22 protein-coding genes, 1 tRNA gene and 1 pseudogene are annotated in these 25,888 nt (G+C 60.2%); 16 read left to right on the top strand and 8 right to left on the bottom strand.

The window, feature by feature from the left end:
• Window positions 1–55: 55 nt before the first annotated feature.
• The 3 genes from lepA to N902_RS0108580 are packed head-to-tail and all read left to right on the top strand — an operon-like array spanning window position 56 to window position 4,082.
• On the top strand, window positions 56–1,864 hold the full coding sequence (lepA, locus tag N902_RS0108590; RefSeq protein WP_027370608.1) for a translation elongation factor 4: 1,809 nt from the start codon (window positions 56–58) through the stop codon (window positions 1,862–1,864).
• Window positions 1,865–1,895: 31 nt separating this feature from the next.
• Complete coding sequence (gene lepB, locus N902_RS0108585; protein WP_027370607.1) at window positions 1,896–2,543, top strand: signal peptidase I; 648 nt, start codon at window positions 1,896–1,898, stop codon at window positions 2,541–2,543.
• Window positions 2,544–2,546: 3 nt separating this feature from the next.
• The gene (locus N902_RS0108580; RefSeq protein WP_027370606.1) at window positions 2,547–4,082 is read left to right on the top strand and encodes a YifB family Mg chelatase-like AAA ATPase; all 1,536 of its coding nucleotides are present in this window, start codon (window positions 2,547–2,549) and stop codon (window positions 4,080–4,082) included.
• A gap of 2 nt (window positions 4,083–4,084) precedes the next feature.
• On the opposite strand, the gene N902_RS0108575 is transcribed toward N902_RS0108580, so the two are convergent.
• Complete coding sequence (locus N902_RS0108575) at window positions 4,085–4,666, bottom strand: type I restriction enzyme HsdR N-terminal domain-containing protein (RefSeq protein ID WP_027370605.1); 582 nt, start codon at window positions 4,664–4,666, stop codon at window positions 4,085–4,087.
• A gap of 92 nt (window positions 4,667–4,758) precedes the next feature.
• Window positions 4,759–6,234, bottom strand: a complete 1,476-nt coding sequence (gene glgA / locus N902_RS0108570; RefSeq protein ID WP_027370604.1) for a glycogen synthase GlgA — start codon at window positions 6,232–6,234, stop codon at window positions 4,759–4,761.
• Between the two features lie 205 nt (window positions 6,235–6,439).
• Here glgA and N902_RS0108560 point away from each other — a divergent pair.
• The 8 genes from N902_RS0108560 to N902_RS20580 all read left to right on the top strand — a co-directional run bounded on the left by N902_RS0108560 (window position 6,440) and on the right by N902_RS20580 (window position 13,823).
• Window positions 6,440–6,514, top strand: a tRNA-Val gene (locus N902_RS0108560).
• 88 nt (window positions 6,515–6,602) lie between these two features.
• Window positions 6,603–8,534, top strand: coding sequence for a threonine--tRNA ligase (thrS, locus tag N902_RS0108555; protein WP_244147394.1), 1,932 nt, complete (start codon window positions 6,603–6,605; stop codon window positions 8,532–8,534).
• On the top strand, window positions 8,518–9,045 hold the full coding sequence (infC, locus tag N902_RS0108550) for a translation initiation factor IF-3 (protein WP_027370602.1): 528 nt from the start codon (window positions 8,518–8,520) through the stop codon (window positions 9,043–9,045). Before thrS ends, infC begins: the two co-directional genes overlap by 17 nt.
• 141 nt (window positions 9,046–9,186) lie before the next feature.
• Entirely contained in the window at window positions 9,187–9,381 is a 195-nt protein-coding gene (gene rpmI, locus N902_RS0108545; protein ID WP_027370601.1) for a 50S ribosomal protein L35, read from the top strand.
• 66 nt (window positions 9,382–9,447) lie between these two features.
• Window positions 9,448–9,801, top strand: a complete 354-nt coding sequence (gene rplT / locus N902_RS0108540) for a 50S ribosomal protein L20 (RefSeq protein WP_027370600.1) — start codon at window positions 9,448–9,450, stop codon at window positions 9,799–9,801.
• Window positions 9,785–10,873 (top strand): phenylalanine--tRNA ligase subunit alpha, encoded by a 1,089-nt coding sequence (pheS, locus tag N902_RS0108535; protein WP_051564455.1) that lies wholly within the window; start codon window positions 9,785–9,787, stop codon window positions 10,871–10,873. Before rplT ends, pheS begins: the two co-directional genes overlap by 17 nt.
• 31 nt (window positions 10,874–10,904) lie before the next feature.
• Window positions 10,905–13,319 (top strand): phenylalanine--tRNA ligase subunit beta, encoded by a 2,415-nt coding sequence (gene pheT / locus N902_RS0108530; protein WP_027370598.1) that lies wholly within the window; start codon window positions 10,905–10,907, stop codon window positions 13,317–13,319.
• Between the two features lie 9 nt (window positions 13,320–13,328).
• A complete protein-coding gene (locus N902_RS20580) occupies window positions 13,329–13,823 on the top strand; it encodes a MerR family transcriptional regulator (protein ID WP_153304178.1) in 495 nt (164 codons plus the stop codon).
• On the opposite strand, the pseudogene N902_RS20365 reads toward N902_RS20580, so the two are convergent.
• Window positions 13,767–14,297: pseudogene (locus N902_RS20365) on the bottom strand (LysO family transporter); the annotation flags it as partial. The gene N902_RS20580 and the pseudogene N902_RS20365 overlap by 57 nt on opposite strands.
• Window positions 14,287–14,568, bottom strand: coding sequence for a LysO family transporter (locus N902_RS0108520; protein ID WP_027370596.1), 282 nt, complete (start codon window positions 14,566–14,568; stop codon window positions 14,287–14,289). The pseudogene N902_RS20365 and the gene N902_RS0108520, both read right to left, overlap by 11 nt.
• A 243-nt stretch (window positions 14,569–14,811) precedes the next feature.
• Between N902_RS0108520 and N902_RS17125 the strand changes: the two genes are divergently transcribed.
• Window positions 14,812–16,011, top strand: a complete 1,200-nt coding sequence (locus tag N902_RS17125) for a pyridoxal phosphate-dependent aminotransferase (protein ID WP_051564454.1) — start codon at window positions 14,812–14,814, stop codon at window positions 16,009–16,011.
• 163 nt (window positions 16,012–16,174) lie between these two features.
• Window positions 16,175–17,392: a phosphoserine phosphatase SerB gene (gene serB / locus N902_RS0108510; RefSeq protein WP_034622367.1), complete on the top strand. Its 1,218-nt coding sequence runs from the start codon at window positions 16,175–16,177 to the stop codon at window positions 17,390–17,392.
• Between the two features lie 120 nt (window positions 17,393–17,512).
• On the opposite strand, the gene topA is transcribed toward serB, so the two are convergent.
• The gene (gene topA / locus N902_RS17120) at window positions 17,513–19,837 is read right to left on the bottom strand and encodes a type I DNA topoisomerase (protein WP_051564453.1); all 2,325 of its coding nucleotides are present in this window, start codon (window positions 19,835–19,837) and stop codon (window positions 17,513–17,515) included.
• 142 nt (window positions 19,838–19,979) lie between these two features.
• Between topA and era the strand changes: the two genes are divergently transcribed.
• Together era and N902_RS0108495 are read left to right on the top strand one after the other, a co-directional pair.
• Window positions 19,980–20,912: a GTPase Era gene (gene era / locus N902_RS0108500; protein ID WP_027370594.1), complete on the top strand. Its 933-nt coding sequence runs from the start codon at window positions 19,980–19,982 to the stop codon at window positions 20,910–20,912.
• Between the two features lie 80 nt (window positions 20,913–20,992).
• Entirely contained in the window at window positions 20,993–21,694 is a 702-nt protein-coding gene (locus N902_RS0108495; protein ID WP_027370593.1) for a YggS family pyridoxal phosphate-dependent enzyme, read from the top strand.
• A gap of 26 nt (window positions 21,695–21,720) precedes the next feature.
• Here the strand turns inward: N902_RS0108495 and N902_RS19670 are convergent, their stop codons facing one another.
• Complete coding sequence (locus N902_RS19670; RefSeq protein ID WP_051564452.1) at window positions 21,721–22,476, bottom strand: TrmH family RNA methyltransferase; 756 nt, start codon at window positions 22,474–22,476, stop codon at window positions 21,721–21,723.
• A 30-nt stretch (window positions 22,477–22,506) separates the two neighbouring features.
• On the opposite strand from N902_RS19670, the gene N902_RS0108485 reads away from it, so the two are divergent.
• Window positions 22,507–24,297 (top strand): lytic transglycosylase domain-containing protein, encoded by a 1,791-nt coding sequence (locus N902_RS0108485; RefSeq protein WP_051564451.1) that lies wholly within the window; start codon window positions 22,507–22,509, stop codon window positions 24,295–24,297.
• A gap of 126 nt (window positions 24,298–24,423) precedes the next feature.
• Here the strand turns inward: N902_RS0108485 and aroE are convergent, their stop codons facing one another.
• A complete protein-coding gene (gene aroE / locus N902_RS17115; RefSeq protein ID WP_051564450.1) occupies window positions 24,424–25,269 on the bottom strand; it encodes a shikimate dehydrogenase in 846 nt (281 codons plus the stop codon).
• Window positions 25,270–25,318: 49 nt separating this feature from the next.
• Window positions 25,319–25,888, bottom strand: a complete 570-nt coding sequence (locus tag N902_RS0108475; protein ID WP_027370590.1) for a 2-oxoacid:acceptor oxidoreductase family protein — start codon at window positions 25,886–25,888, stop codon at window positions 25,319–25,321.

Raw genomic sequence — 25,888 nt, 5'->3', positions numbered from 1 at the left:
ATTCAGTGCGTTCCGGTCAATCACTAATTCATTGCTGAGGATAAGAAAAGTCTGAATGCGGCCTGAAACATCCCAAATCCGAAATTTCTGCATAATCGCCCACATCGATCACGGCAAGTCGACCCTGGCTGATCGGATCATGGAGCTGACCGGCCTGGTGGCTGATCGAGACCGTAAGGAACAGTTCCTGGACCGCATGGACCTGGAGAGGGAACGGGGGATCACCATCAAGTCTCAGACCGTGCGCATCCCGTACACCGCAGCCGATGGACGGTCCATGATCCTCAATCTCATCGACACCCCGGGGCATGTGGACTTCAACTACGAGGTCTCCCGCAGTCTTGCGGCCTGCGAAGGCGCCATTCTCCTGGTGGATGCATCCCAAGGGGTGGAGGCCCAGACCCTGGCCAACGTCTTCCTGGCCCTGGATCACGATCTGGAGATCATTCCGGTGTTAAACAAGGTGGATCTGCCCAGTGCAGAACCGGAACGGGTCATCCAGGACATCGAAGAGGCCATTGGTCTTGACTGCCAAAACATCGTCCAGGTCAGCGCCAAGACCGGGCTGAACGTCGATGCCCTCCTGGAGCAGATCGTCGAGATCGTCCCCCAACCCACCGGCGATGCGCAGATCCCCTTGCAGGCCCTGATCTTTGACGCCTGGTACGATCCATACCAGGGCGTGGTGGTCCTGTTCCGCATCTTCGGCGGGTACATGGAGCAGGGGCAGGACATCCTGATGATGAACACCGGGAAATCCTTTGAAATCAGTCAGCTGGGCGTCTTCGCCCCCAATCCTCAGGAAGTGGACTGGCTGGGCCCGGGCGAGGTGGGCTTCCTCTTCGCCAACATCAAAGACCTCAAGGATGCCCGGGTCGGGGACACGATCACCTCCCTGAACCGGCCCGCATCCGCTCCGTGTCCTGGGTTTAAAAAGGTCCAGCCCATGGTCTTCTGCGGGCTGTACCCCACGGAACCGGCCAAGTACGACCCCCTGAAAAAGGCTTTGGAGCGCCTGCAGCTCAACGACACAGCCTTTTCCTTCGAGCCGGAGACCTCTCAGGCCCTGGGCTTCGGCTTCCGCTGCGGCTTTTTGGGCCTTTTGCATATGGATATCATCCAGGAACGGCTGGAACGGGAGTTTCAGGCCGAACTCATCGCCACCGCCCCCTCGGTGGTCTATCAGGTCCACACCGTCACCAACCGGACCATCCCAGTGGACAACCCCAGCCTGCTGCCTCCTGCGGACCAGATCCAAGAGGTAGCCGAACCCTTTGTGCGCATGGAGATCCATGTGCCCAACGACTATGTGGGCAATGTCCTCAAGCTGTGCGAGGACAAGCGGGGAATCCAGAAAGACCTGCGCTATCTGACCTCGGCCCGGGTGATCATTACCTATGAGCTCCCATTTGCCGAAATTGTGTTCGACTTCTTTGACCAGCTCAAATCCATGACCAGGGGCTTTGCTTCCCTGGACTACGACTTTATCGGCTTTGTTCCCTCCAACCTGGTCAAGCTGGACATCCTGATCAACAGCGATCCAGTGGACGCCATGTCCATGATCGTCCACCGGGATAAGGCCTACCGGCACGGCAGGGATCTGGCCCTGAAGCTGAAAAAAGTCATCCCCCGGCAGCTGTTCGAGGTCATTATCCAGGCCTGCATCGGCAACAAGGTGGTGGCCAGGGAACGCATCCCTCCGATGCGCAAGAACGTGACCGCCAAGTGCTATGGAGGCGACATCACCAGAAAGCGCAAGCTCCTGGAAAAACAAAAAGAAGGCAAACGGCGGATGAAGAAGATGGGGAATATTGAGCTGCCCCAGGAAGCCTTTTTGGCCGCCCTGCAGAAGGATAACGACTAGCCCTCCGGATACGGCCGGATGAAGGTAGACAATGAGTTCCAACTGGTCGAATACACTCAAGGAATATGCCCAGGCCCTGGCCATTGCCCTTATTCTGGCCTTTGTCATCCGCTCCTTTGTGGTCCAGGCCTTTAAGATTCCCTCCGGATCCATGCTCCCGACCCTACAGATAGGCGACCATCTCCTGGTGAACAAATTCATCTACGGGATCAAGCTCCCGTTCACTGAAATCACCCTGGTCCCGGTATCAGACCCGGAATCCGGGGATATTATCGTCTTCAAGTTTCCGGAGGACGACTCCAAGGATTTTATCAAGCGGGTCATCGGGGTGCCCGGAGATACCATCCGCATAGAGGACAAACAGGTCTTCCGCAACGGCCAGCCCCTGCGGGAACCGTATGTCCAGCACACCGCACCGCATTTGGCCAAGCAGGAGTTCCCCATGCCCAAATGGCCCCCGCATGAGTTCGACCCCCGGGCCAGGGACAACCTGGGTCCTGTTCATATCCCGGACGGCTCCTATTTCGTCATGGGAGACAACCGGGACGAGTCGTACGACTCTCGCTTCTGGGGCTTTGTCCGGGAAGAAGCCATTCTAGGCCGGGCCTGGCGAATCTACTGGTCCTGGAACGGGATAACCAACATCAGATGGGGCAGAATAGGCGATCCAGTGGAGTAAACCATGCTATCTACCGCCGTGAGCGCGGCCCTGCTGGGGATTGACGCCTACCCAGTCCACCTCGAGGCCGACATTACCCGCTCCGGAATGCCCACCTTCATCATGGTCGGATTGGCCGAAGGGGCGGTCCGGGAAAGCAAGGAACGGGTCCTCACCGCATTGAAGAACAGCGGCTTCAAGCTTCCCTCGGCCCGGATAACCATCAACCTGGCCCCTGCCGATATGCGCAAGGAAGGCAGCACATTCGACCTCCCTCTGGCCCTCTCCCTCCTCTCAGCCGCAGAAACAATCCCCAAATCCGCCCTGCAGGGATACTTCACCGCCGGGGAGCTGTCCTTGAACGGGGAACTCAAGCCTATCTCCGGAGTCCTGCCCATGGCCCTTAAGGCCAAGGAGGAGCAGGCCCGGGGCCTGATCATCCCCCGGCAAAACGCCCCTGAAGCCGGGGTGGTCGACGAGCTGCCGGTCTACCCGGTCTCCACCCTGGCCGAGGCGGTCCAGTTCCTGTGCGGGGAACAGAGCATCGCCCCCTTCTCCTGCGATGTATCCGATCTCTGGGACAGCAGGCACGAGTTCAGCCTGGACTTCAGCGAGGTCAAAGGCCAGGACCAGGCCAAGAGAGCTGTGGAGATCGCCGCCGGCGGGGGGCACAATCTCTTATTCATGGGCCCGCCTGGAAGCGGAAAGACCATGCTGGCCAAGCGCATCCGCACGGTCTTGCCCTTGCTTCCTTTTGCCGAGGCCCTGGAAGTGACCAAGATATACAGCGTAGCGGGGCAGCTCCGGCCTGGACAGGCCTTGATCACCGAGCGCCCGTACCGCAGCCCCCATCACACCATTTCAGACGCCGGGCTGATCGGCGGGGGGCAGATCCCCAAGCCCGGAGAGGTCTCTCTGGCTCACCGCGGGGTGCTGTTCCTGGATGAAATGCCTGAATTCAAGAAGCACGTCCTGGAAGTCCTCCGCCAGCCCCTGGAAAACGGCGACGTCACCCTGTCCAGGGCTGCCGTATCCCTGACCTATCCTGCGGACTTTATGCTGGTCGCGGCCCTGAATCCATGTCCATGCGGATACTTGACCGACGACACCCATCCCTGCTCCTGCACGCCGGCTCAGGTCCAGCGCTACCGGTCCAGGCTGTCCGGTCCCCTGCTGGACCGCATTGACCTGCAGGTCGATGTCCCTGCAGTTCCCTACAAGGATCTCAAGCAGATACAAAGCTCAAAAGACTCGGCAACCATGCGGGCCAATATCGTTGCAGCCCGGGAGATTCAGGCGTCTCGGTACCGTGATCTGCCCTACGCCACCAATTCTGAGCTCTCCGGGCGCTGGCTGCAGGAATGCTGTCAGCTGACCCAGACAGAACACGACTTCCTGGAACAGGCCATGCAAAAGCTGGGGCTCTCCGCCCGGGCTCACACCCGGATCATGCGCATCAGCCGGACCATCGCCGACCTGGAGAGGGCCCCGACAGTCACTGTCAATCACCTGGCCGAGGCCATCAACTTCCGGTTCATGGACCGGGAGGACCGCTTCTAAGCTCACTTTGCTCCGTGACCACTCCCGGACTCCTGGATTGAACATGACTCCTGGGCACATGAACAGCTCAGCTCGCTCAAGGCATAGAGCAGCCGGCCCTCCTTGGCCTTTTTCTCCGCGGTGACTGTGTATTCCGGGACTGCGGCCGCCATATGGAGCAGCTCCTCCCAGTCCGGAAACTCGGCATATAAACACTCCCGCACCAGGGCACCATCCGCGACCTGCAGGATGACCGCCTTTTGAGTGTCTGTGGCCACAGCCAGACGCGGCGCCCCTTGAGGCAGGAGTCGGGCCGCGGCCAGGGTCTGCCGGGTATAGGTTTCCACCTGCCCGGCGCAGAAATTGAGGGCCATGATCGGATCACTCGAGCTTTGCCCGAGAACCAGGTCCATTTGCTGCACGTAGGGTGATTCGTCAATAACTGCCGTGACCTCGACCTTGGTCCGTACGGCCGCCTTGGGCACCCCCTTCTCCTCTACCAGAAAGCGGGCGATATCCTGGCGGATATCCTCGTAGGTCGTCGCCTCCACCTGCTCTCCGCTGATATAGTCCTGCACCGAATATCCAAGGCGTATCTCATGCATGGTCAAGCTCCCCGCCAGAGTATGCATCATTAATGGCTTGTTCTGATCCGGGCCTATCCCGCCTTTCTACCTCCGTCTCGCACTCAGCTTTCCTATCCGGCTTCGGCCGGCAGTCCGATCTCCCGGTAGACGCTCATGTATTCCCGGGCCGAGCGCTGCCAGGAAAAGTCCTGATGCATGGCCCGTTCCTGCATCCTGCGCCACTGCCCGTCGTCCTTCCATACCGCCACCGCCTGCTGGAGTGCCCGGAGCAGGGCCGGGCCCGTTATGGGGCTGAAGGTGAATCCGGTGCAGCCCTGGGCTGGATATCCGATGACGGTATCCAACAGCCCCCCGACCTGGGAGGCCACAGGGAGGGTCCCGTAGCGCAGGCTGTACAGCTGAGTCAGCCCGCAGGGCTCATACCTGGAGGGCATGAGGAAGATATCCGTCCCGGCCATGATCTGGTGCGACTTCTCCTCGGTGTATCCGATGCACGCCGCCAGCTGCCCCGGATACTGCTCCACCAGATTGCCGAGCATGGTCTCTATGCCCAGATCCCCTTCCCCCAGAATGATCAGCCCCACATCCATGGCCATGAGCTCGTCGACTATCTCCAGGACGATGTCGATCCCTTTCTGCTCCCGCAGGCGGCCGATGAATCCCAGGACCGGCCTGGACATGAACCGGGGGTGAAACCCCATGAGATACAGCAGGGTCTTCTTGCATTCGGCCTTCCCCTGCATGTTCTCCGGGGAGTAGGGATACATCAAAAACTTGTCGTGCTTTGGGTCCCAGAACGAATAGTCCACGCCGTTGAGGATCCCCCGCAGATCCGGCTGTCTCTTGGCCAGGATCCCGTGCAGGCCGCAACCGAACTCGGGAGTGACGATCTCCCGGGCATAGGTGGGGCTGACCGTGGTGATCCGCTGCGCATAGCCGATGCCGGTCTTGAGCATGTTGAACGAGCCGTAGTGCTCGGCCCCGTCCATGTCCCAGGCCTCGGCCGGAAGGCCGCTGCTCCAGAACAGGCGGGCCGAGTACTGTCCCTGGAAGGCAAGATTGTGGATGGTCAGTACGGTCTTGGTCTGATGCCAGAAGGGGTCCAGCCTGCGGGCGGCATGGACATACGCCGGGACCAGGGAGGAGTGCCAGTCGTGAGCGTGCATGATATACGGGGGGATCCCCAGCTTCCTGGCCAGGGCCACCGCGGCCCGGGAAAAGAATATGTACCGTTCGCAGTTGTCGAAGAACTCGCCGTGATAGGTGCAGTAATAGTTTTTGCGGTCGAAAAATTCCGGCCGGTCGACAAAATACACCGGCAGGCCGTGATAGTCGGCCATATAGATATCAGCGGTCACCTCCGGCCAGGGATAACCCACAGGGCAGTTTTCAAGCACCAGCCGGATCTGGAAGTCGGCCGTGTGCAGCCGACCGTAGAACGGCGTGATGACCGCCACCTTCGCCCCTTGATCCTTGAGGACCACCGGGAGCACTCCCATCACGTCACCCAGCCCTCCGGTCTTGGAAAAGGGAAAGATCTCCGAGGTCACAAACAGAATCTGGACGTTCTCTTGGTCAACCCGCATAAAACAGCGCCTCCAGGCATTTCCTCGTGCACAGCAGCGTCCCCCGGTCAGTCCTGGCCCAGGATAGCATGCAGACAGAGCAGGAGACAATGGCCATTTTCCCGTCTTCCGGATATCCAAGGCACTTCACCCCAGGGGTCGATTTTCCTGTCCCTGCTTGCTTGACAGTCCGTGCCCAGGCCTGCTAAGGAAACCCTCATTGCGAAGGCGCGTAGCTCAGGGGTAGAGCACTTGCTTGACGCGCAAGGGGTCAGGAGTTCAAATCTCCTCGCGCCTACCATGGACAGAGCACAGCAGTTAGGGAGGCCCCGGCCTCCCTATTTGCTTTCATGCACCATAAAATACGGAGGCTATCGGACGTGCAGCAGGTGGATTGCCAAGGGCAGACCATTGAGGTTACCGAGGGGCAGTCCTGTCGTGATGTCCTTTCCCAGGCAGCCAGCGGAAAGACGCTCAAGAAGTCTGTTGCCTGCACATGCGGCAACCGTCTGGTGGATCTGTCCGCCCCTGTCCCCAGGGACTGCTCGCGTCTGGAGCCGGTTCTGGCCGACAGTGAGCAGGGACTCGAGGTCCTGCGGCACAGCGCGGCCCACATCATGGCCGAGGCGGTCAAGACCCTCTTTCCCAGGGCCAAGGTTACCATTGGCCCGGCGATAGATAACGGGTTCTATTACGATTTCGATTTCGAGCGGAGCTTTACCCCCCATGACCTGGAAGCCATAGAAAAGCAGATGGCTGAAAGCATTGCCGCGGATAAGCCGTTCCAGCGCAAGATCATGTCCAGAGATGAGGCCCGGAAGTTCTTCTCCCAGCAGAACGAAACCTACAAGCTGGAGCTCTTGGACGAGCTGGACGAGGATGAGGTCTCCTTGTACACCCACAACGGCTTCACCGATCTCTGTCGCGGTCCGCACGTCCCGTCCACCGGATTCATCCAAGCCTTCAAGCTGACCTCGGTGGCAGGTGCGTATTGGCGCGGCGACGAGAACAGGCCCATGCTTCAGCGGATATACGGTACCGCATTCGCGGACCGCAAGGCCTTAAAGAGCTACCTGGCCCACCTGGAAGAGGCCAAGAAGCGGGACCATCGACGTCTGGGCCCCCAGCTGGATCTGTTCAGCTTCTCCGACGAGGTCGGACCCGGGATGCCCATCTTTCATCCCAACGGGGCACTGGTCCGGACTATCCTTGAAGACTTTGAGACCAAAGAGCATCTGCGCCGTGGATATCAACTCGTGCGTGGCCCTCAGCTCCTGCGCCGGGACCTGTGGGAGAAGTCCGGGCACTACCAGAACTACGGCCACAACATGTATTTCTCGGAGATAGATGAGCAGGTCTACGGGTTAAAGCCCATGAACTGCGTGGCCCACATGCTCATCTACAAGTCCGCCCTGCGCAGCTATCGGGATCTGCCCATTCGCTACTTCGAGCTGGGGACTGTACACCGCCACGAAAAGTCCGGTGTTCTGCACGGACTGCTCCGGGTCCGCCAGTTCACCCAGGACGACGCGCACATCATCTGCCGGCCCGAACAGCTGCAGGATGAGATCACCGGTATCATCACCTTTGTCCAGGATGTGATGAACATCTTCGGCTTTGCCTTCGAACTGGAACTCTCCACCCGGCCGGAAAAATCCATTGGCTCGGATCAGGACTGGGACCGGGCCACCACCGCGCTGCACCAGGCCCTGGACAGCATGGGACTGCCCTATGCCATAAATGCCGGTGACGGCGCCTTTTACGGCCCCAAGATAGACGTCAAGCTCAAGGACGCCCTGGATCGCACCTGGCAATGCGCAACCATCCAATGCGATTTCACCTTGCCTCACCGCTTTGACTTGAGCTATATTGGCTCGGATGGGGAAAAGCACAGACCGGTCATGGTCCACCGGACCATTCTCGGGGCCATCGAGCGTTTCATGGGCGTGCTCATTGAGCACTACGCCGGGGCCTTGCCCACTTGGCTCTCCCCGGTCCAGGCCATACTGGTCACTGTTACCGAGGCCCAGAACGATTTCGCCCGCCAGTGCGCCAGCGAGCTGCACCAGGCCGGGATCAGGGTCCAGACCGATCTGCGCAACGAGAAGCTTGGATTCAAGGTCCGGGAGGCTCAACTGGCCAAGATCCCCTATATTCTGGTCATCGGGGACCGTGAAGTACAGGACAGGGGAGTGAACGTGCGTTTCCGGAACAAGGAACAGGCCGGGACAAAATCCCTGTCCGAGGCAATAGAAATGATCAACGAAGACTGCCAGGAACCCTTCAAACGTGGAGGAATGCGCTATAGCTTCAGCAACTAACGTGCGCCGCAACCACCAAATACGAGTCCCAGAGGTGCGGGTTATAAGTGATTCCGGCGATCAGCTGGGTATTATGCCGACCAAGGAGGCCTTGCGGATGGCCAATGAGCAGGGGGTTGATCTGGTGGAAGTCGCTCCCCAGGCCAAGCCGCCGGTATGCAAGCTCATGGACTTCGGCAAGTACCAGTACGAACAGCGCAAGAAAAACCAAGAGGCCAAGAAGAAGCAGGTTCAAGTCCAGCTCAAAGAGGTCAAGCTGCGGCCCAAGACGGATGAGCACGACTTGCAGACCAAGCTCAATCATGTCCGCCGCTTTCTGGCCAAGGGCGACAGGTGCAAAATCACCCTCTTCTTCCGCGGTCGAGAGATTGTGCACAAGGAGCAGGGCAAGGCCATCCTGGACAATGTCCTGGAAGAGATCAGCGACGTGGCCCGGCTGGAACAGGAGCCGAAATTCGAAGGCCGGACCATGCATATGATCGTTGCCCCTAACGCTGCCAAGAGCAAGTAACGGCTCATCAAAGGCCAGTACCGGACGTGACCTCTCTCTGGAAGCAGGGAGGCGTCCGTCCTTTTTTATGTATATATGTGGGCCGGGCCCGGGTCCGCAGCCTGCACCAACGTCATCCGAGCAATGTAAGGGAGATACGACATGCCCAAGATGAAGTCCCATCGCGGAGCAGCCAAGCGGTTCAAAGTCACCGGAAGCGGTTCCATCCGGCGCAGAAGGGCCTATCACAGCCATATACTGACCAAAAAGAGCCCCAAGCGGAAACGGAACCTGCGCAAATCGACAGCAGTGGATTCAGCCAATATCACGGCTGTTCGCCGCCAGCTCTTGGTCTAGGACCAGTGCGCCTGGATCGGTATTTCTGTTGAATCAAATGAACACCAGGGGTGAAGGAGAAGCATCATGCGCATAAAGCGAGGCAAGACCGCTCATCAGCGGCATAAGAAATATCTGAAGATGGCCAAGGGCTACCGCGGGGGACGGAGCAAGCTCTTCCGTACCGCCCGGGAAACGGTTGAACACGCCTTGTGCAACGCCTATCGGGACAGGAAGCGCAAAAAGCGTGAGTTCCGCAAACTGTGGATCATGCGGATCAATGCCGCCGCCAGGCAGAACGGCATGAGCTACAGCCGGCTCATGTCCGGACTGCGGACCAAGGACATACAGCTAAACCGCAAGGTCCTCGCCGACATGGCGGTCTTTGATCAGGATGGCTTCGCCCAGCTGGTGGACATGGTCAATGCAAAGGAACACTGAGGTGGATATCTCCGGATCATCTTTTGTTCACGTCTTGGACCAGCTTCTGGAGGAAGGGCTCGAGGACATACGCACCGCCCGGACCGTCGACGAGATCGAGCAGGCCCGGATAGCCTATCTGGGCCGCAAGGGCAAAGTCGCTGCCCATATGGCCTCGCTGCCCTCGCTCCCTGCCGAGGACCGCCCTCAGGCCGGGCAAAAGGCCAACGCGGTCAAGACCGAGCTGACCCAGGCCCTGCAGGAAGCCAGGGATCGGCTTGAACAGCAGGCCAAAGCGGATGAGGAAGCCGGCTTTGATCCCACGCTTCCGGGCAGGACGCCGTGGATCGGAGGGGTGCATCCCATCACCCAGGTCCAGGACGAGATATGTTCCGTCTTCGCCCGAATCGGGTTCGATGTGGTCGCCGGTCCGGAGGTGGAGACCGACTTTTACAACTTCGAGGCCTTAAACATCCCTCAGGACCATCCTGCGCGGGATATGCAGGACACCCTGTATATCTCGGACAGCATCGTCCTGCGCACCCACACCTCTCCGCTCCAGATCCGGACAATGCGCGCAGGAATGCCCCCGCTGGCTGCAGTAGCGCCCGGCAAGGTCTATCGCCGGGATGCAGACCTGACCCATTCCCCGATGTTCCACCAGATAGAAGGCTTCCTGGTCGATACCCAGGTCAGCATGGCCGACCTGCGGGGGACCTTGACGTATTTTGTCCACCACATATTCGATTCCCAGACCAGGGTCCGCTTCCGTCCCAGCTTCTTTCCCTTCACCGAACCGAGCGCGGAAGTTGATATAAGCTGCGTCATCTGCGGTGGATCGGGGCAGACAGGCAATGAGCCGTGCAGGGTGTGCAAGCAGACCGGATGGGTGGAGATCCTGGGCTGCGGGATGATCGACCCGGCGGTCTTTACCGCGGTCGGCTACGACCCGGAGGCGTACACCGGCTTCGCTTTTGGACTCGGAGTCGAACGGGTAGCCATGCTGAAATACGGAATAGACGACCTGCGCCTGTTTTTTGAGAACGACCTGCGCTTTTTGCATCAGTTTCAGGGGCCGCCCCGGACCCTGTAGCTGAAGCGCGGACGAGGGAGAATACATATCCATGCTTCTGAGCATCACCTGGCTCACCGAATTTACGCCGTACACCGGCTCGATTGACGATCTGGCCCATCTGCTGACCATGCTCGGCCTTGAAGTCGAGGAAATACGCCATCCTTTCGCCCATCTGGACGACTTCCTGGTCGGCCGGGTCACATCCTGCACCCCCCATCCACATGCCGATTCCTTGCACCTGTGCTCCCTGGACCTCGGAGAGGGCCGGATCAGAGACATCGTCTGCGGGGCTCCGAATATTGCTGCGGACCAAAACGTGGCCGTGGCCCCGGTAGGGGCCACCCTCCCCGACGGGAACATGATACAAAAAGTCCGGATCCGGGGGCAGGAATCCGCAGGCATGATCCTTTCCGAACAGGAGATGGGGCTTGGGGAGGACCACAGCGGGATCAAGCTCCTCCCCCCCGGGGTGGCTCCCGGGACAGCACTGCCCCAGGCCCTGAGCCTGGATGGAGCGGTGTTCGACCTGGGCATTACCCCCAACCGGGCCGACTGCTTAAGCGTGCTGGGCGTGGCCAGGGAGGTGGCAGCAGCCTGTGGACTGCCCCTGCACATGCCCTCCATAAGCCTGCAGGAGGATAAGCAATCCGCCTCTGCCAGCCTGGAGGTGCACATCGACGATCCAAAACTCTGTCCCCTGTATCAGGCCAGGGTAATCGAGGATATCTCCCTGGGGACCAGTCCGGACTGGTTGCGCTGGCGGCTGATGGGCATGGGGGTTCGGCCCATCAACAATATCGTGGACGTGACCAACTACGTCATGCTCGAACTCGGACAGCCCCTGCACGCCTTTGACCGCAGCAAGGTGGAGGGCGGCAAGATCCGGGTGGCCAGGGCTAAGCCGGAACACTCCTTTCAGACCCTGGACGGCCAGGACAGAACCCTGACTGATGAGGACCTTTTGATCTGGGACGCCAACCGGCCGATTGCTCTGGCTGGGGTCATGGGCGGGGCCAACAGTGAAATCACCGAATCCAGCACATCCCTTGTCCTGGAATCCGCGGTGTTTGATCCCCCGACAGTGCGCAAGACCGGCCGACGGCTCGGCTTGTCCAGTGAGTCCGCCTACCGCTTTGAACGGGGTGTTGATCAGCCCGGCTCTTCTCTGGCCCTGGAACGGGCCGCACAGCTCATCAGCTCCCTGGCAGGGGGACGAATCCTCCAGGATCGCGTCCGATCCGAACCAAGGCCTTGGCAGCCTGTACAGGTCCCTTTTCGTCCCCAGCGTTCACGCGATCTTTTAGCCCTGGATGTGGACGATTCCTTCTGCCGGCAGACCCTGACCAGGCTCGGGTGCCAGGTACAGGAGGAAGACTCGGAATGGCAGGTTACCCCGCCCTCCTACCGCCAGGATCTGGAGAGGGAAGTTGATCTGATCGAAGAGGTCGGCCGCGTGTATGGAATGGAATCCATCCCGGCCACCCTACCTCGGATCAACAAGCCCCTGCACCCCGGTCCAGCCCCGGAACAGGGCATGGCCGGCTACGAGTTTTTGACCAGGGTCAAGGCCTGGGCCCAGGGCCTGGGGCTGACCGAAGTGATCACCTACAGCTTTGTCGGAGGCAAAGAACTGGACCAGTTGGGCCTGCCCGAAGCCGACCGGGTCTTGGTGCACAACCCCTTAAGTGCAGATCAGAACACACTTCGTACGGTCCTCACCCCCGGCTTGCTGCGCAGCATCCGGACCAATGCCGACCAAGGGGCAGCCAGCTGCCGTCTTTTCGAGGTGGCCAGGGTCTTTACCTCCCAGCCGGAGTCCGAAACCACGGTCCAGGAGCATACCCGCCTGGGCCTTGTGCTGACCGGTCACAGACATCCTCATACCTGGCCCTTTGAGCCGGATGAGGCCGACTACCAGGACCTCAAGGGCGTTGTAGAGAACCTGATGTACAGCTTCGGTCTGCAGAGATGTCGATTTGTTCGCCAGACCGGGCACTGCTTCCTTTCCCCCGGGGTGGTCATCCAGCAAAACGGGGAAGAAATCGGTTTTCTCGGCCGTGTACAGCCTCACCTGGCCAAAGCGGCCCACGCCCGTTCTCCGATCTGGCTGGCCGAACTGGACATGGATCGTTTGGCCGACAGGTATGCACGGCAGCAAACCGTCTATCGCCCGTGGCCCAAGTTTCCTCCTGTGCACCGGGACATGACCCTGATAGCCGGACCGGATGTCGGCTTTGAACAAATCCAGGACCTGATCAGGTCCGAGGCCGAAAAGGGCCACTTGGAGGACGTGCGACTCATCGACCTGTATCAGCCGCCAGAGCAGCTAGAACGAAATCTGACCTTGCGCCTGCGCTATCGGCACCCGGCCAAGACCCTGACGGACAAGGAAGTAGACGCTGAACACAACGCCCTGGGACAGGCATTGACCACTCGCCTGCCTTTGCGATTTCCGTCGACCTGAGGGACGGACATGGCCAGCCGGGGGGAACGGACCTACAAGATCGGGTACGCAGCCCAGCTTCTGGGCCTTGAGCCCTACGTTCTCCGCTTTTGGGAAACAGAGTTCCCCCAGTTGCGCCCGATCCGAACCCCCAAGGGCCAGCGGTTGTACACAGACGACCATTTGCGCCTCATCGGCCGAATCAAGACCCTCCTGTACGAGCACGGGCTGACCATCGACGGGGCCCGGCGCAAGCTGGACCAGGACAGCCACTGGTTGGACATGCTCGCGGACATCCACACGGAGCTGCTGGACATCCGCCACTCGCTCCTTTCCGGCCCTCTCCAGCCCGATTCGGTTACCTCGTCCAGGGCAGCGATGCCCTCGAAGACACCCCCCTCAGGCCAAGAGCAGGGGAACCAGGACCGGCACCAGGAGGGTGAGGACGATGCCGTTGATCACGGAGAGCAGGGAGAGCCTGGTCCCAACCAGCCGGTGAATAACCGGCAGAGTGGTATCCATTGAGGTCGCCCCTGCGCAGGCTATCGGGGCCAATGGACCCCACAGCCTGAATATGGCCGGGGCCAAGGCCAGGGTGAGGACCTCCCTGAACACATTGGACAACAAAGCGATGACCCCCAGCTCTTCCCCGTGCAGCTGGGTAATCAGGATGCTTGACAGGCTGTAGTACCCAAACCCAGCCCCTACAGCCAGTCCCTCCCTGAGGGTGGCGATGCCGCAGGCCAGGGCCACGCCCCCCGCTCCGAGCAGGGAGCCGGCCACCACAGCAGCCGGAAGGAACAGCCCGGGGAGATTCATCCGCAGCAGACTTCGAACCGAGCGCCTGTCCGCTCCAATCCCCATCCCCACACAGACCAGCAGGGCAAACAGGACATACAGTTCATGCCCGGCCTGCAGAAAATCCGCGGGCAACACCCGGCTCCACCCGCTGACAATCCCCAAAGCAAAGGCACCAAGGAGAATGAGGCTACCCTTCATGGATATCTCCAGGCAAGAGATGCTCCACGGGCTTGGACAGGATCAGGCTGCCCAGGATGGATCCTGCGGCCAGGATAAGCGCGTTCCAACCCAATCCCCAGAGATGGCCCATGACTTGATCATTTGAGCCTATGACCGCACCCAAAAGAAACAAAAGGAGGAGGACCAGGCCCTCGCTCAGCCTCCCTATGCTGCGCATGAATCGGTGTTTATGCCCCAAGAGGCTGCCCAGCGCAATGCCGGCGACAAAAAACAGCAGTATCCAAGCCATGGTCCCTCCGTATGGTTCCGGCGATGAGGTGGACAGGGGCTGTAGCACATGCGCTTCTGTCTGGCAAACCGGGACTGGATTTGTTGCCTGAAATCGCATATGCACGTATGCTATCGGGTTGCAGGGGGAGACAATACAGCTTTGCCTTCCGCGCCCGGTTGGCCGGATCCACAATCCGGATCGGGCCACGGAGTTTACGAGGCATATTCCGTTCAGTGTCAGCGATCATAGGAGATGGGTGGTATGCATTTGTCCCAACGAATCCTCGCAGTCAAGCCTTCAGCCACCTTGAGCATCAACGCCAAGGCGGCTGAGCTCAAGGCCCAGGGGCAGGAAATCATCAGCCTGGCCGCGGGCGAGCCTGATTTTCAGCCCCCCAAGCACGTGCTGCAGGCAGCCAAAGATGCCATAGACCAGGGGTTTGTCCGTTACACCCCGGTTCCCGGGCTGCCCGAGCTCCGCCAGGCCGTGGCCGGCTATTGCTCAAAACAGTACGGACACACCCTCACACCCAACATGACCATTGCCACCAATGGAGGCAAACAAGGCCTGTACAGCCTCTTTCAGTGCCTGTTGGACCCCGGGGACGAGGTGCTCATTCCCGCCCCCTATTGGGTCAGCTATCCGGATATGGTCGCCTTGGCCCAAGGTAACCCGGTTGTGGTCCCGTCCAGCCCGGACCGGAACTTTCGGATAACGCCCTCGGACCTCCAGCCCCTGCTCACCGACAGGACCCGCATCCTGGTTCTGAACACACCCTCCAACCCCACCGGAAGCCATTACACCCAGGCCGAAATCGATGACATCATATCCTGGGCCGTGGACAATGATGTCTTTGTCATATCCGACGAGATCTATGACCAGCTGGTCTATCCCCCGGCTGAACCGGCAACGGCCGGGAAATGGCTTCAAAAACACCCGATGCACGTAGCTGTCTGCAACGGGCTGTCCAAGTCCTTCGCCATGACCGGATGGCGCATGGGCTATGTTCTGGCCCATCCGGACCTGATCGCCAAGCTGAGCACCATCCAGGGGCAAAGCACCTCCAATGTCTGCGTCTTGGTCCAAAAAGCGGCAGTGGCAGCACTTCAAGGCCCCACAGACTTCCTCCAGGAGCAGCGGGAGGTGTTTCAAAGACGGCGCGACCTGGCCTTGGAGCACATCGCCTCCTGGCCCGGCATCTCCTGCCCCGAGCCGGACGGTGCCTTTTACCTTTTCCCCCGCATGGACACACTGTACTCCCCAGTGATCCCGGACTCCACCGCCCTTTGCACTTTTCTGCTGGAAAAGGCCAAGGTAGCCCTGGTCCCTGGAGGTGCCTTTGGCGACGACCGCTGCGTGCGCATTTCTTATGCCCTGGACGACAGGAGCCTGGTCCAGGCCCTGGATCGGCTCAAAGCAGCTGTCTGCGACCTGGCAGACTCAAGCCGCGTACACGAATGAAAGCGCCCCGTTACCGTAAAACCCGGGTTTGTGGACCAGTCCCCTGTCCGGCCGCTCTTTCCCCGGCGTGGAAGGGAACGGAAAACAGCATCTTTGCCGGCGGATCGATCAAGTGCGAGATGAAAATACACCCTCTTTGCGGACCCAAACCATAGCAAATGCCATGTCAGGACAACTGTATTCCATTTCCCTGAGCGGCCCGAACCAAACCAGCCTGGTCCAGAACATCACCCGGACCTTGAGCCAGTACAAGGCGCACATCCTGGACATCTCCGAGGCGGTTATCCACGACTGGCTGAGCATGGCCCTGCTCATTGAACTTCATCCCCCGGGGTATCCGGACGACCTGTTTGCAGCCCTGCTCCAAACCGCCAAGACCCACAGCCTGCACCTTGAATTCGGCAAGATCTCCCAGGAGGACTACGAACGGTGGGTCCAGGCCCAGGAAGGCTCGAAAAGCATCATCACCCTCCTCAGCCACCGCATCAGTGCACTGCATATCCATCAAGTGGCCGAGCTGGTCTCCGAGCACGGGCTGGACATCGTATCCATGCAGCGGCTGTCCTATCTGGACTCGCCCCGGGGGACGGTCCACCCGAGCATGGCCTGCATAGAGTTCGTCCTCCACGGCCATCCCCTGGACATGCATATGGTGCGCAACGCGCTATTGCATCTCTCCCACCAGGACGGCATAGATCTGGCTTTGCAGGAGGAGAGCCCATTCCGTCGCCAGCGTCGGCTTATTGCCTTTGACATGGACTCCACTCTGATCCAGACCGAGGTGATTGACGAGCTGGCCAGGGAAGCCGGGGTGGGGGAGGAGGTCTCAGCCATAACCGCCAAAGCCATGCAGGGAGAGCTCGACTTTCAAACCAGCCTGCGGGAACGGGTCTCCCTGCTCAAGGGCTTGGATGTTGCGATCCTGGACCAGGTGGCCCAGCGCATGCCCCTGGCCCAGGGTGCATCCAGGCTCATCTCCAGCCTCAAGCGCCTGGGCTACACCGTTGCGGTCATTTCCGGAGGATTTACCTATTTCGGCTCCTACCTCCAGCAGCAGCTGGGCCTGGATTACGTCTTCGCCAATGAGCTGGAGATGGAAGCCGGGCGGCTCACCGGGAGGCTGAAGGGAGAGATCGTGGATGGCCCGCGCAAGGCTGAGCTCCTGCAGCGCCTCGCGGATTCCAAGGGCCTGAACATGCATCAGGTCGTCGCAGTGGGGGACGGGGCAAACGATCTGCCTATGCTCAACGCCGCCGGTCTGGGCATAGCCTTTCACGCCAAGCCCTTGGTCCGGCAGGGGGCCAAGCAGTCCATCAGCAATGTGGGGCTGGACGGCATCCTCTATTTTCTGGGTCTGCGGGACCAGGACGCCCCGCGATGATGGAGTGTGCCCCAGGCCCGGCACCCGGAAATCGAGGCAGACACAAGCTCCCAGTGCCCGGACCTCGCTGACCTGGCTTCATATACCCCGCCCCCCTCTACCGGCCTTGGGCCTTTCTGCTCAGGAAGTGCGGCCCGCGGCCTTTTTCCCTTCTCCATCCCCGGAGTCCGCCTCCCCATCTTCTGAAGCCTGTCCCTCAGCGTCATCTTCCAGCTTCCGCCAGTAGGAGCAGCTCCGATTGGGGCAGGCCAAGTGCTCGCCCCGGGCCTTGGTCGTTTTCCGGACCAGGATCGGGCTCTCGCATTTGGGGCAGGGCTCCTGCACCGGATAATCCCAGACCGCATAGGAACATTTGGGGTACTGATCGCAGGCGTAGAACACCTTGCCCCGCTTGGAGCTCTTTTCCACCAGCTCCCCGGGGCAGTCTTCCTGGGGACACGGCACACCGGTCCCGAAAGGCTGGGCGTACTTGCATTTTGGGTAGCTGGAGCAGGCAATGAACCGGCTCCCGGTCCGGGCCTTTTTGAGCACCAGGTCAGAGCCGCACTTGGGGCAGGTGCCCACTTTGGTCTGCTCTTGAGGGGGCGGCGCGACCAGCTGGATTGCCCCTTGCTCGTCCCGGGCAAAGTTCGAGGTGTTGGTACATTCCGGATACCCGCTGCAGGCCAGAAACTCCCCGTTCTTGCCGAACTTGATCACCATGGGCCGCCCGCACTTCTCGCAGGTCACCTCCGTCGGAATCCCGGACTTGACTTCGGACATCTCCTGCTTGGCCTTGTCCAGGGTGGGATTGAAATCCTGAGTAAACCGGCGGAGGAGGGCAAGCCAATCCTGCTCCCCGGTGGCCACCTGATCCAGCTGATTCTCCATCTGGGCGGTGAACCCCACGTCCATGAGCTGGGAGAAATGGGCCACCAACAGGTCATTGACTGTATAGCCCAGTTCCGTGGGGAGGAACTGCCTGCCTTCCATCCGAACATAGTCCCTGTCCCGAAGGGTGCTGATGATCTGGGCATAGGTGGACGGCCGGCCGATACCCTCGTCTTCCAGCTTGCGGACCAGGGAGGCCTCGGTGAACCTGTTCGGAGGCTGGGTGAACTTTTGCTCCTTGGACAGCTTCTGCAGGGAGAGCTCCTCGCCTTCAGTCATAGGCGGAAGCTGGACCTCCTTCTTCTGGTCTTCCGGGACATACAGGCTCATGAACCCGGGAAAGGTAAGGCGTTCTCCCTTGGCCCGCCACAGGGTGTTTTCGGCCCGGACAGTAACTGTCGTGTCCCAGAACTTGGCCGCCGCCATCTGGGAAGCCATGAATCTGAGCCAGATAAGCTTGTAGAGCTGATACTGCTGCCGGGTCAGATAGGACCGGACCTGGTCCGGGTGGATGGATACATCGACCGGCCGGATGGCTTCGTGGGCGTCCTGCGCCGACCCCTTGCTCTTGAAGGTCCGGGGCTTGGGCGGATAATAGTCCTGGCCCATATTGGAAAGTATCCATTCCTTGGCCCCGTCTCTGGCCTCCTTGGAGATCCGCACCGAGTCGGTCCGCATGTAGGTAATCAGGGCGGTGGTTCCCCTGGACCCCAAGTCGACCCCTTCGTAGAGCTGCTGGGCCAGAGCCATGGTTTGCTTGGCCGAAAAGTTATGTCTGTTGCTGGCCTCCTGCTGCAGGCTGGAGGTGATGAACGGGGGTTTGGGCTGCTTGCTCCGCTCCTTCTCCTTGATCTCCTGGACTTGAAACGAAGCAGCGGACACCTTGGCGGCCAGATCCTCAGCCTGCTCCTGAGTGCCGACCTTGGCCTTCGCGCCGTTGATCTTCCACAGCTCAGCCTCAAATTCGGGCAGTGTCTCAGCTCGAAGGCTGGCCTTAAACACCCAGTACTCTTCAGGAACAAAGGCCTGGCGCTCTTTTTCCCGCTCCACTATCAGGCGCAGGGCCACTGACTGGACCCGGCCCGCAGAGATGCCCCGCTTGACTTTTTGCCAGAGCAGCGGGGAAATCTTGTATCCCACCAGACGATCCAGAATCCGTCTGGCCTGCTGGGACTGAAACAGACGATCGTCCAGCTGCCTGGGATGCTTGAGGGCGTCCCTGACCGCACCGGCGGTGATCTCGTTGAACTGGATGCGGTGGATGTTGGAGTTCGCCGACTTGATCAACTCGGCCACGTGCCAGGCGATAGCCTCCCCCTCCCGGTCCGGGTCCGGGGCAAGAAAGACCTGCTCGGCCTGGTTCGCAGCCTTTCTCAGCTTGCTGACCACCTTTTGTTTTCCGGACAGGACCTGATACTGAGGCCTGAAGTCGTTGTCTTCATCCACCCCCAGCTTGTTGCCGGGCAGATCCCGCACATGGCCGACCGAGGCCTCCACCAGATAGTCCCGTCCCAAGAACTTGGAGATGGTCTTGACTTTGGCCGGGGACTCGACGATTATTAAATCTTTACTCATAATACCCGGGGCTATACGTTCTTCGCGTATCGAGCGCAACCTTTTCTATAACCAATTGACATAGCTGATATATTTACTAAAAACTTTTCCATCTCCAGTCCACCAGCCAAACAGTACACCGCTGTGTTCTTACTGAGCCATTATGCAACAACCTGAAAATATGGGCAAAAGTGGATTCGTGGCCATTATCGGCCCCCCGAATGCCGGGAAGTCCTCTTTGCTGAACGCCTTTTTGGGCCACAAGCTGGCCATTGTCACCCCCAAGCCGCAGACCACCCGCAACCAAATCAGCGGCATCCTGACCCGCCCCGGCTTGCAGATTGTATTTCTGGACACGCCGGGCATTCACAAGCCGGCCTCCAGAATGAACTCTCTGGTGGTCCAGGTGGCCTGGCAAGCCCTGTCCGGTGCAGACCTGGCCATCCTGGTCTGCGACGTTTTCCTGGCCGCAACCAAACCGGACCGCTTCCTTTCCGAGCTGGAGTTGATGCGCTCCAGGATCTCTGGATTGGGCATCCCCCTCCTGATTGCAGTCAACAAGATCGATCTGCTCAAGAACCGCAATGCTGTTGTGCCCATTATCGATCAGTTGAGCCGTCTCTTCCCCGGCGCAGAGATCATCCCCGTGTCTGCCTCCGCCCGGGACAACACTGAGCATCTTTTGTCCCAAATCCCCCCCCTGCTTCCCGAAGGGCCGGCCATGTTTCCCGATGACCAGCTCTCCACCCTGCCCATGCGGTTTTTGGCCTCGGAAATCATCCGGGAAAAGCTGTTTTTCAGCCTTGAACGGGAGCTTCCCTACTCCCTGGCGGTCGGGATTGAGATGTGGGACCAGGATCCCGCCCGGGACCTGGTCACCATCCACGCCGTCATCTACGTCCCTAAACAGAGCCATAAAGGCATTGTCATCGGGCAGCGGGGGCAACGGCTCAAGCAGGTGGGCCAGCAGGCCAGGGAGGAACTGGAAGATCTTGCGGACATGCATATCCATCTTCAGCTGTGGGTCAAGGTCAAGCCGAGATGGACGGAAGACCGCAATTTCGTCCTCCAGTTTCTCCCCGAACTCACTGGCTGAGAGGAACCCACTTTCGGGAAAGCGATATCCTGCACGCCCGGGACGCACCCGGACATGCAGACACTGCACTCGGAGGAGCTATGGACGCTGCAAAGGACATCATCGACCGCTGGGAAAACATCCGCGGCAGAATAGTCCAAAGTGCGCGGAACTGCGGACGCAATCCGGAGGAGATTACCCTTGTCGCCGTGTCCAAGACACATCCGGCCCGGTCCGTGCGAGTCCTGGCCCAGGCCGGACATCTGGATTTCGGCGAAAACTACGTTCAGGAAGCCCTGGACAAACAGGAGGAGCTCGCTGACCTCAATATGCGCTGGCACTTCATCGGCCGCCTGCAATCCAATAAGGCCAAGTTCCTCCCCGGCCGATTCCACCTCATCCACTCCCTGGACCGGGTGAAGACCGCCCAGGCCCTGGACCATAACTGTGCAAAGCATTCCGTGGTCCAGGCAGTCCTTTTGCAGGTCAACCTGGCCGGGGAAGACCAGAAAGGCGGGATCCCGGAGGCGGATCTCATCCCCGCCTCCCGGGAGATCGATGCCCTGCCCGGCCTTGACATCCAGGGCCTGATGTGCATGCCCCCCTTTTTCGACGATCAGGAGCGGGCCAGGCCTTTCTTCCGCCGATTGGCTCAGCTCCGCTCTCAGCTGGAAAACGAACTGGGGCACGCCCTTCCTCATCTGTCCATGGGCATGAGCGGTGATTACCCGGCAGCCGTGGAAGAAGGAGCCACCCTGCTTCGCATAGGGACTTCCATCTTTGGAGCCCGGGACTTAAATTGAGGCCGCTGCCTTCTTTCCCTTTACCTTCACGACTCCTGCTGGGCCAGATGCTGCCGCAGGAACTCGGCCAGCAGCATGCTCCCGGCCTGGGCAACATTTAACGAGTCAAAGGCCCCGGACATGGGCAGGGTCACCCCGGCCGTGCAGGATTTGGCCACCAGGGGCCGGACCCCTTTCTCTTCATTGCCCAGGACCAGCACCGCCGGCCATATGATCTCGGTGGCGAAAATGCTCCGGCAGCGTTCATCCGTGCCCGCATAGTAGGTCCCGATATTTCGGTCTTGACAAGTCGCGAGGAATCTTGCCATGTTTGTAATCCGGGCAATAGGGAGCATGGACAGTGCCCCGGAAGCCGCCTTATGTGCCCGTTGCCCCAACGATGCCCCCCTGTGGCGCATAAGGGCCAGGCCGCATCCGCCCAGGGCATAGACGCTCCGGGCCAACGTCCCCACGTTTCCGCTGTCCTGGACTTGGTCCAGGGCTACAATCACCGGGAGCCGTGCTTTGGGGGCCGACTCGATCAGCTCCAGGGAGGAAACGAATCCCGGTTGAAAACATTTCGCCCCGTATCCCTGATGCGCCCCTTTGCTCAGGCCGTCCAGCTTGGACTTGGGAACGAACTGGAACTTGACCCCGGCCTCTCGACACAAGGCGAGAACCGGCTGGACGTCCTTTTTCCGGTTTTCCTGGATCAGGACTGCCTCCAGGGTCTCCGGGGCCCGATGCAGGGCTTCCATCACCGCCTGCCTGCCGAAAATGTGAAACCCGTGGTCATCCATCATAAAAACCAAGCTCCTTGAAGGAAAGTCTGTATGCGCTGTATCCTTTGCTGCTGTCTTTTTGCCGTCTTCCTTGCTGGATGCGCCCATGTCGGCCCCGGGGAATCCGGCCCCGAAACAGCAGACCAAGCCAGCACCTCCCATCAGGACAAGTCCCGGTCCGAAGCTGATCAGACCGATTCGCGGTCCCAGGGAGCGCACCTGAACATCCCGGCTCCCGGGCCGGATCTCGGCCAGCCTCTGGACCAAGAGGTTACCGGTTCTCCCCAGGTCAAAGCCGAAGAAAAGGAGCTGACGCCTGAGCAGCGCAAAGCCCTGCACAGCGAGGCGGAGATCACCTTTGAACTGGACATCCGGGAAACCGATATCCTTCACGACTACTTCGTCTATTACTCAAAGACCAAACACCATGTCTTTCAGCGCTGGCTGAAGCGGGCCGAACATTACCTCCCATATATACGCAAGGTATTTACAGAGCGCGGACTTCCCCAGGACTTGGTTTTTCTCCCCTTTGCCGAAAGCGGATTCGATCCTCTGGCCTATTCCCATGCCGGGGCAGCCGGCATGTGGCAGTTCATGCCGGCCACCGGACGCATGTTCGGCCTGAAAGCGAATTGGTGGGTGGATGAACGCAGGGACCCGTACAAGGCGACTGTGGCCGCGGCAAAATATCTCAAGCAGCTCTATAAGCGCTTTGGGGACTGGTATCTGGTTCTGGCCGCATACAACGCCGGGGGCGGACATGTTTCCCAGGCCATGCGGCGCAGCGGGGCTTCGGACTATTTCGACCTGGCCTCGTCCAAGGCCCTGCACAACGAAACCTGCCGCTATGTGCCCAAGTTTCTGGCCGTGCTGAAGATAGTCCGCAACCTGGAGACATTGGACTTTGAACCCCTGAATTGGGATGCACCGGCCCAACCGGCATCAATCCAGGTTCAGCCGGGGACCGATCTTGTGGCCCTGGCCGAAGCAGTGGGCCTGAGCTGGAAAAAATTCCGGACCTACAACCCCCGTTTCCTGCGCTCAGCAGCCCCTCCGAACGGAAAGGCCCGGGTGTATCTGCCCCAGACCAAAATCGCGACAGCCAAACAGTTCCTGAACTCCACCCGCCACACGGCCTCCAAAGGCGTCCACCGGTACCGGATCCGTCCCGGCGACTCCTGGTGGAAGCTCTCCAAACGCTTTGACGTCCCCTTATCCGCCCTCAAGGATTTCAATCAGACGTCCTCAAACACCCTTCAGCCCGGCCAGTGGGTCCTGGTCCCCGGCCAGGAGCAGCCTGCAGGCACAGGTTCGTACTCTGGCTCCGGATCAACGTATATTGTTCGTTCCGGCGATACCCTGTGGAGCATAGCCAGAAGCATGGACATTTCAGTCCAGTCCCTGCGCCGGACCAACCCGAAGCTCAACGCCCAACACCTCTCAGTCGGCCAGAAGATACAGCTTCCCGGCCGGGCCGGGACCAGACGCATCGCCACCAAGCGGGCCAATTACTCGGTCAAGTCCGGGGATACCCTCTGGGGCATCGCCCGCAAGTTTGAGCTCAGCCTGTCCACCCTGGTCCAGGCCAACGGGCTGACCAAACAGGACCCGCTCAAGGTGGGCACCAAGCTGTATATCCCGGACATCACCCATGCCCAGCAGGTCACAACCCAGAGAACCGCCAGACAGGCCAGGGTCGATTATCAAGTCCAAAAAGGAGACAACGTCTGGTCCATTGCCAGAAAATTCGGGGTCAGTCCGGACAAGATCATGGACTGGAACAAGCTCTCCTCCCGGGACATCATCCATCCCGGGGACACCCTGACCATCTATACCCGCTAAGGATCGACCGCTGCCGGGGGCGCCCCCTTCCTTTAAAGTCGCGAAGCTCGGGCTCTTAACCCCAGAAAGTGGCTCTTAGAGACAGAAGGGTATGCCGCCCCCCTGAGTCCATCCCCCGGGGCTGCTCTACTGCAGGCAGCCGGTCAGCAGGGACAGTGCCCTGCCGGGGTCAAAGCCCCGGCCGATCCAGCGTTGTGTCTGGCCCAGGGCCTGGTGGACGAACATCTCCAGACCGCTGACGGTTCGGCAGCCGGCGGCCCGGGCCTCCTGCAAAAGCTTGGTTTCCAGTGGGGTGTACACCAGGTCAAAGACACAGCCCACGCCCAAAAGGCCCTCTGGATCCGGCCACGGCGACAGGCCTTCCAAATCTCCTCTCATGCCCAGTGGGGTTGTGTTCAGCACCAGATCCGGAGTCTGGGTCCCCAGTTCCTCCCAGGGCACACACACAAGCTCCGGAAACACCTCTGCTGCCTTCTTCTGGTCCCGCGCGGCCACCCTGATCCCCGGACAGCCCAGCCTGCGCAGCGCCCGGACAGCGGCCAAAGCCGCTCCCCCGGCCCCAAGGACCAGAGCCGTGTCCGGACGGATCCCCCGCTCTTTGAGAGGGCGCAGGATGCCCAGGCAATCCGTATTATCCCCCCACAAAGCGCCCCGCTCCCAGAACAGGGTGTTCACCGCCCTGATGCCTTTGGCCTCCGGGGTCAAATGGTCCAGGTAGGGGATGATCCGTTGCTTGTAGGGCAGGGTGACACTCGCCCCGTGAACAGGCAGGGTCCGCACGGCCAGCATAAAGGCATCTAAGGCTACCGGCCGGATGTCCCAGCGCATATATGCCCCAGGGGAACCCAGCTCAGCCAGGGCCCAGGAATGCAGAATCGGGCTCAGGGAATGGCCGACAGGATGGCCCAGGACTCCGTACAGGGCCTCAGGGGGATGAACCGGGCAGGTCGGGTCTGGCTGGCTCGAATTCATCGCACGTTTTACTCGCGCTCAGGCATCTTGAGGTGCGCTGCCCGTATCCTCACACGGGCTGTCCGGCCCGGGCCCGGCTCTGCGCCCATTCAGCCCCGCGAAGCAGCGCCGCGTCGTTGGCCTGGATCAGCTTTTCTCCCTTGGAAGCGAACATGGAGGCAACCACATCCCGTACGCTCTGCATGGGCAGGGCTACGGTGGCCTGCACCCAGGCCCCGAGGGCCACAATATTGGCCATCTTTATGCTGCCCAGCTCGTTGGCCAGTTCGTTGGCCGGAACAGGGACAATGGTCTGCCCGCCCTCCTGGTCCAGGATCTCGGCCTCCACCAAAGAGGAGTTGACCACCAGGATCCCTCCCGACCTCAGCCTGGGTTGAAATTTGACCAACGAGGGCTGATTCATGGCGATCACACTCATAGGGGAATGAATAACCGGGGATCCAATCTCCTGATCGGAGACAACCACGGTGCAGTTGGCCGTGCCCCCGCGCATCTCCACCCCATAGACGGGCATAAAGGTCACGTTCCGCCCGGCCTGCATTGCCGCCTGGGCCAGCACGTTGCCGATGAGCAGTACGCCCTGCCCGCCGAACCCGGCAATAATTACATCCTGATACAC

This window comes from Desulfovermiculus halophilus DSM 18834 (genome assembly GCF_000620765.1).
Lineage (GTDB): Bacteria > Desulfobacterota > Desulfovibrionia > Desulfovibrionales > Desulfothermaceae > Desulfovermiculus > Desulfovermiculus halophilus.
The sequence above is the reverse complement of the archived record's forward strand: the minus strand, read 5'-3'. Positions and strand labels throughout refer to the sequence as shown.

What these genes read in the sequence shown, in the direction of transcription:
- N902_RS20580 (WP_153304178.1), top strand. Translation starts at nt 13,329, where the DNA reads ATGGCCAGCCGGGGGGAACGGACCTACAAGATCGGGTACGCAGCCCAG.
- pheT (WP_027370598.1), top strand. Translation starts at nt 10,905, where the DNA reads ATGCTTCTGAGCATCACCTGGCTCACCGAATTTACGCCGTACACCGGC.
- N902_RS0108580 (WP_027370606.1), top strand. Translation starts at nt 2,547, where the DNA reads ATGCTATCTACCGCCGTGAGCGCGGCCCTGCTGGGGATTGACGCCTAC.
- era (WP_027370594.1), top strand. Translation starts at nt 19,980, where the DNA reads ATGCAACAACCTGAAAATATGGGCAAAAGTGGATTCGTGGCCATTATC.
- serB (WP_034622367.1), top strand. Translation starts at nt 16,175, where the DNA reads ATGTCAGGACAACTGTATTCCATTTCCCTGAGCGGCCCGAACCAAACC.
- rplT (WP_027370600.1), top strand. Translation starts at nt 9,448, where the DNA reads ATGCGCATAAAGCGAGGCAAGACCGCTCATCAGCGGCATAAGAAATAT.
- N902_RS0108575 (WP_027370605.1), bottom strand. Translation starts at nt 4,666, where the DNA reads ATGCATGAGATACGCCTTGGATATTCGGTGCAGGACTATATCAGCGGA.
- glgA (WP_027370604.1), bottom strand. Translation starts at nt 6,234, where the DNA reads ATGCGGGTTGACCAAGAGAACGTCCAGATTCTGTTTGTGACCTCGGAG.
- N902_RS17125 (WP_051564454.1), top strand. Translation starts at nt 14,812, where the DNA reads ATGCATTTGTCCCAACGAATCCTCGCAGTCAAGCCTTCAGCCACCTTG.
- N902_RS19670 (WP_051564452.1), bottom strand. Translation starts at nt 22,476, where the DNA reads ATGATGGATGACCACGGGTTTCACATTTTCGGCAGGCAGGCGGTGATG.
- pheS (WP_051564455.1), top strand. Translation starts at nt 9,785, where the DNA reads ATGCAAAGGAACACTGAGGTGGATATCTCCGGATCATCTTTTGTTCAC.
- lepA (WP_027370608.1), top strand. Translation starts at nt 56, where the DNA reads ATGCGGCCTGAAACATCCCAAATCCGAAATTTCTGCATAATCGCCCAC.
- lepB (WP_027370607.1), top strand. Translation starts at nt 1,896, where the DNA reads ATGAGTTCCAACTGGTCGAATACACTCAAGGAATATGCCCAGGCCCTG.
- aroE (WP_051564450.1), bottom strand. Translation starts at nt 25,269, where the DNA reads ATGAATTCGAGCCAGCCAGACCCGACCTGCCCGGTTCATCCCCCTGAG.
- rpmI (WP_027370601.1), top strand. Translation starts at nt 9,187, where the DNA reads ATGCCCAAGATGAAGTCCCATCGCGGAGCAGCCAAGCGGTTCAAAGTC.
- N902_RS0108485 (WP_051564451.1), top strand. Translation starts at nt 22,507, where the DNA reads ATGCGCTGTATCCTTTGCTGCTGTCTTTTTGCCGTCTTCCTTGCTGGA.
- topA (WP_051564453.1), bottom strand. Translation starts at nt 19,837, where the DNA reads ATGAGTAAAGATTTAATAATCGTCGAGTCCCCGGCCAAAGTCAAGACC.
- N902_RS0108495 (WP_027370593.1), top strand. Translation starts at nt 20,993, where the DNA reads ATGGACGCTGCAAAGGACATCATCGACCGCTGGGAAAACATCCGCGGC.
- N902_RS0108520 (WP_027370596.1), bottom strand. Translation starts at nt 14,568, where the DNA reads ATGGCTTGGATACTGCTGTTTTTTGTCGCCGGCATTGCGCTGGGCAGC.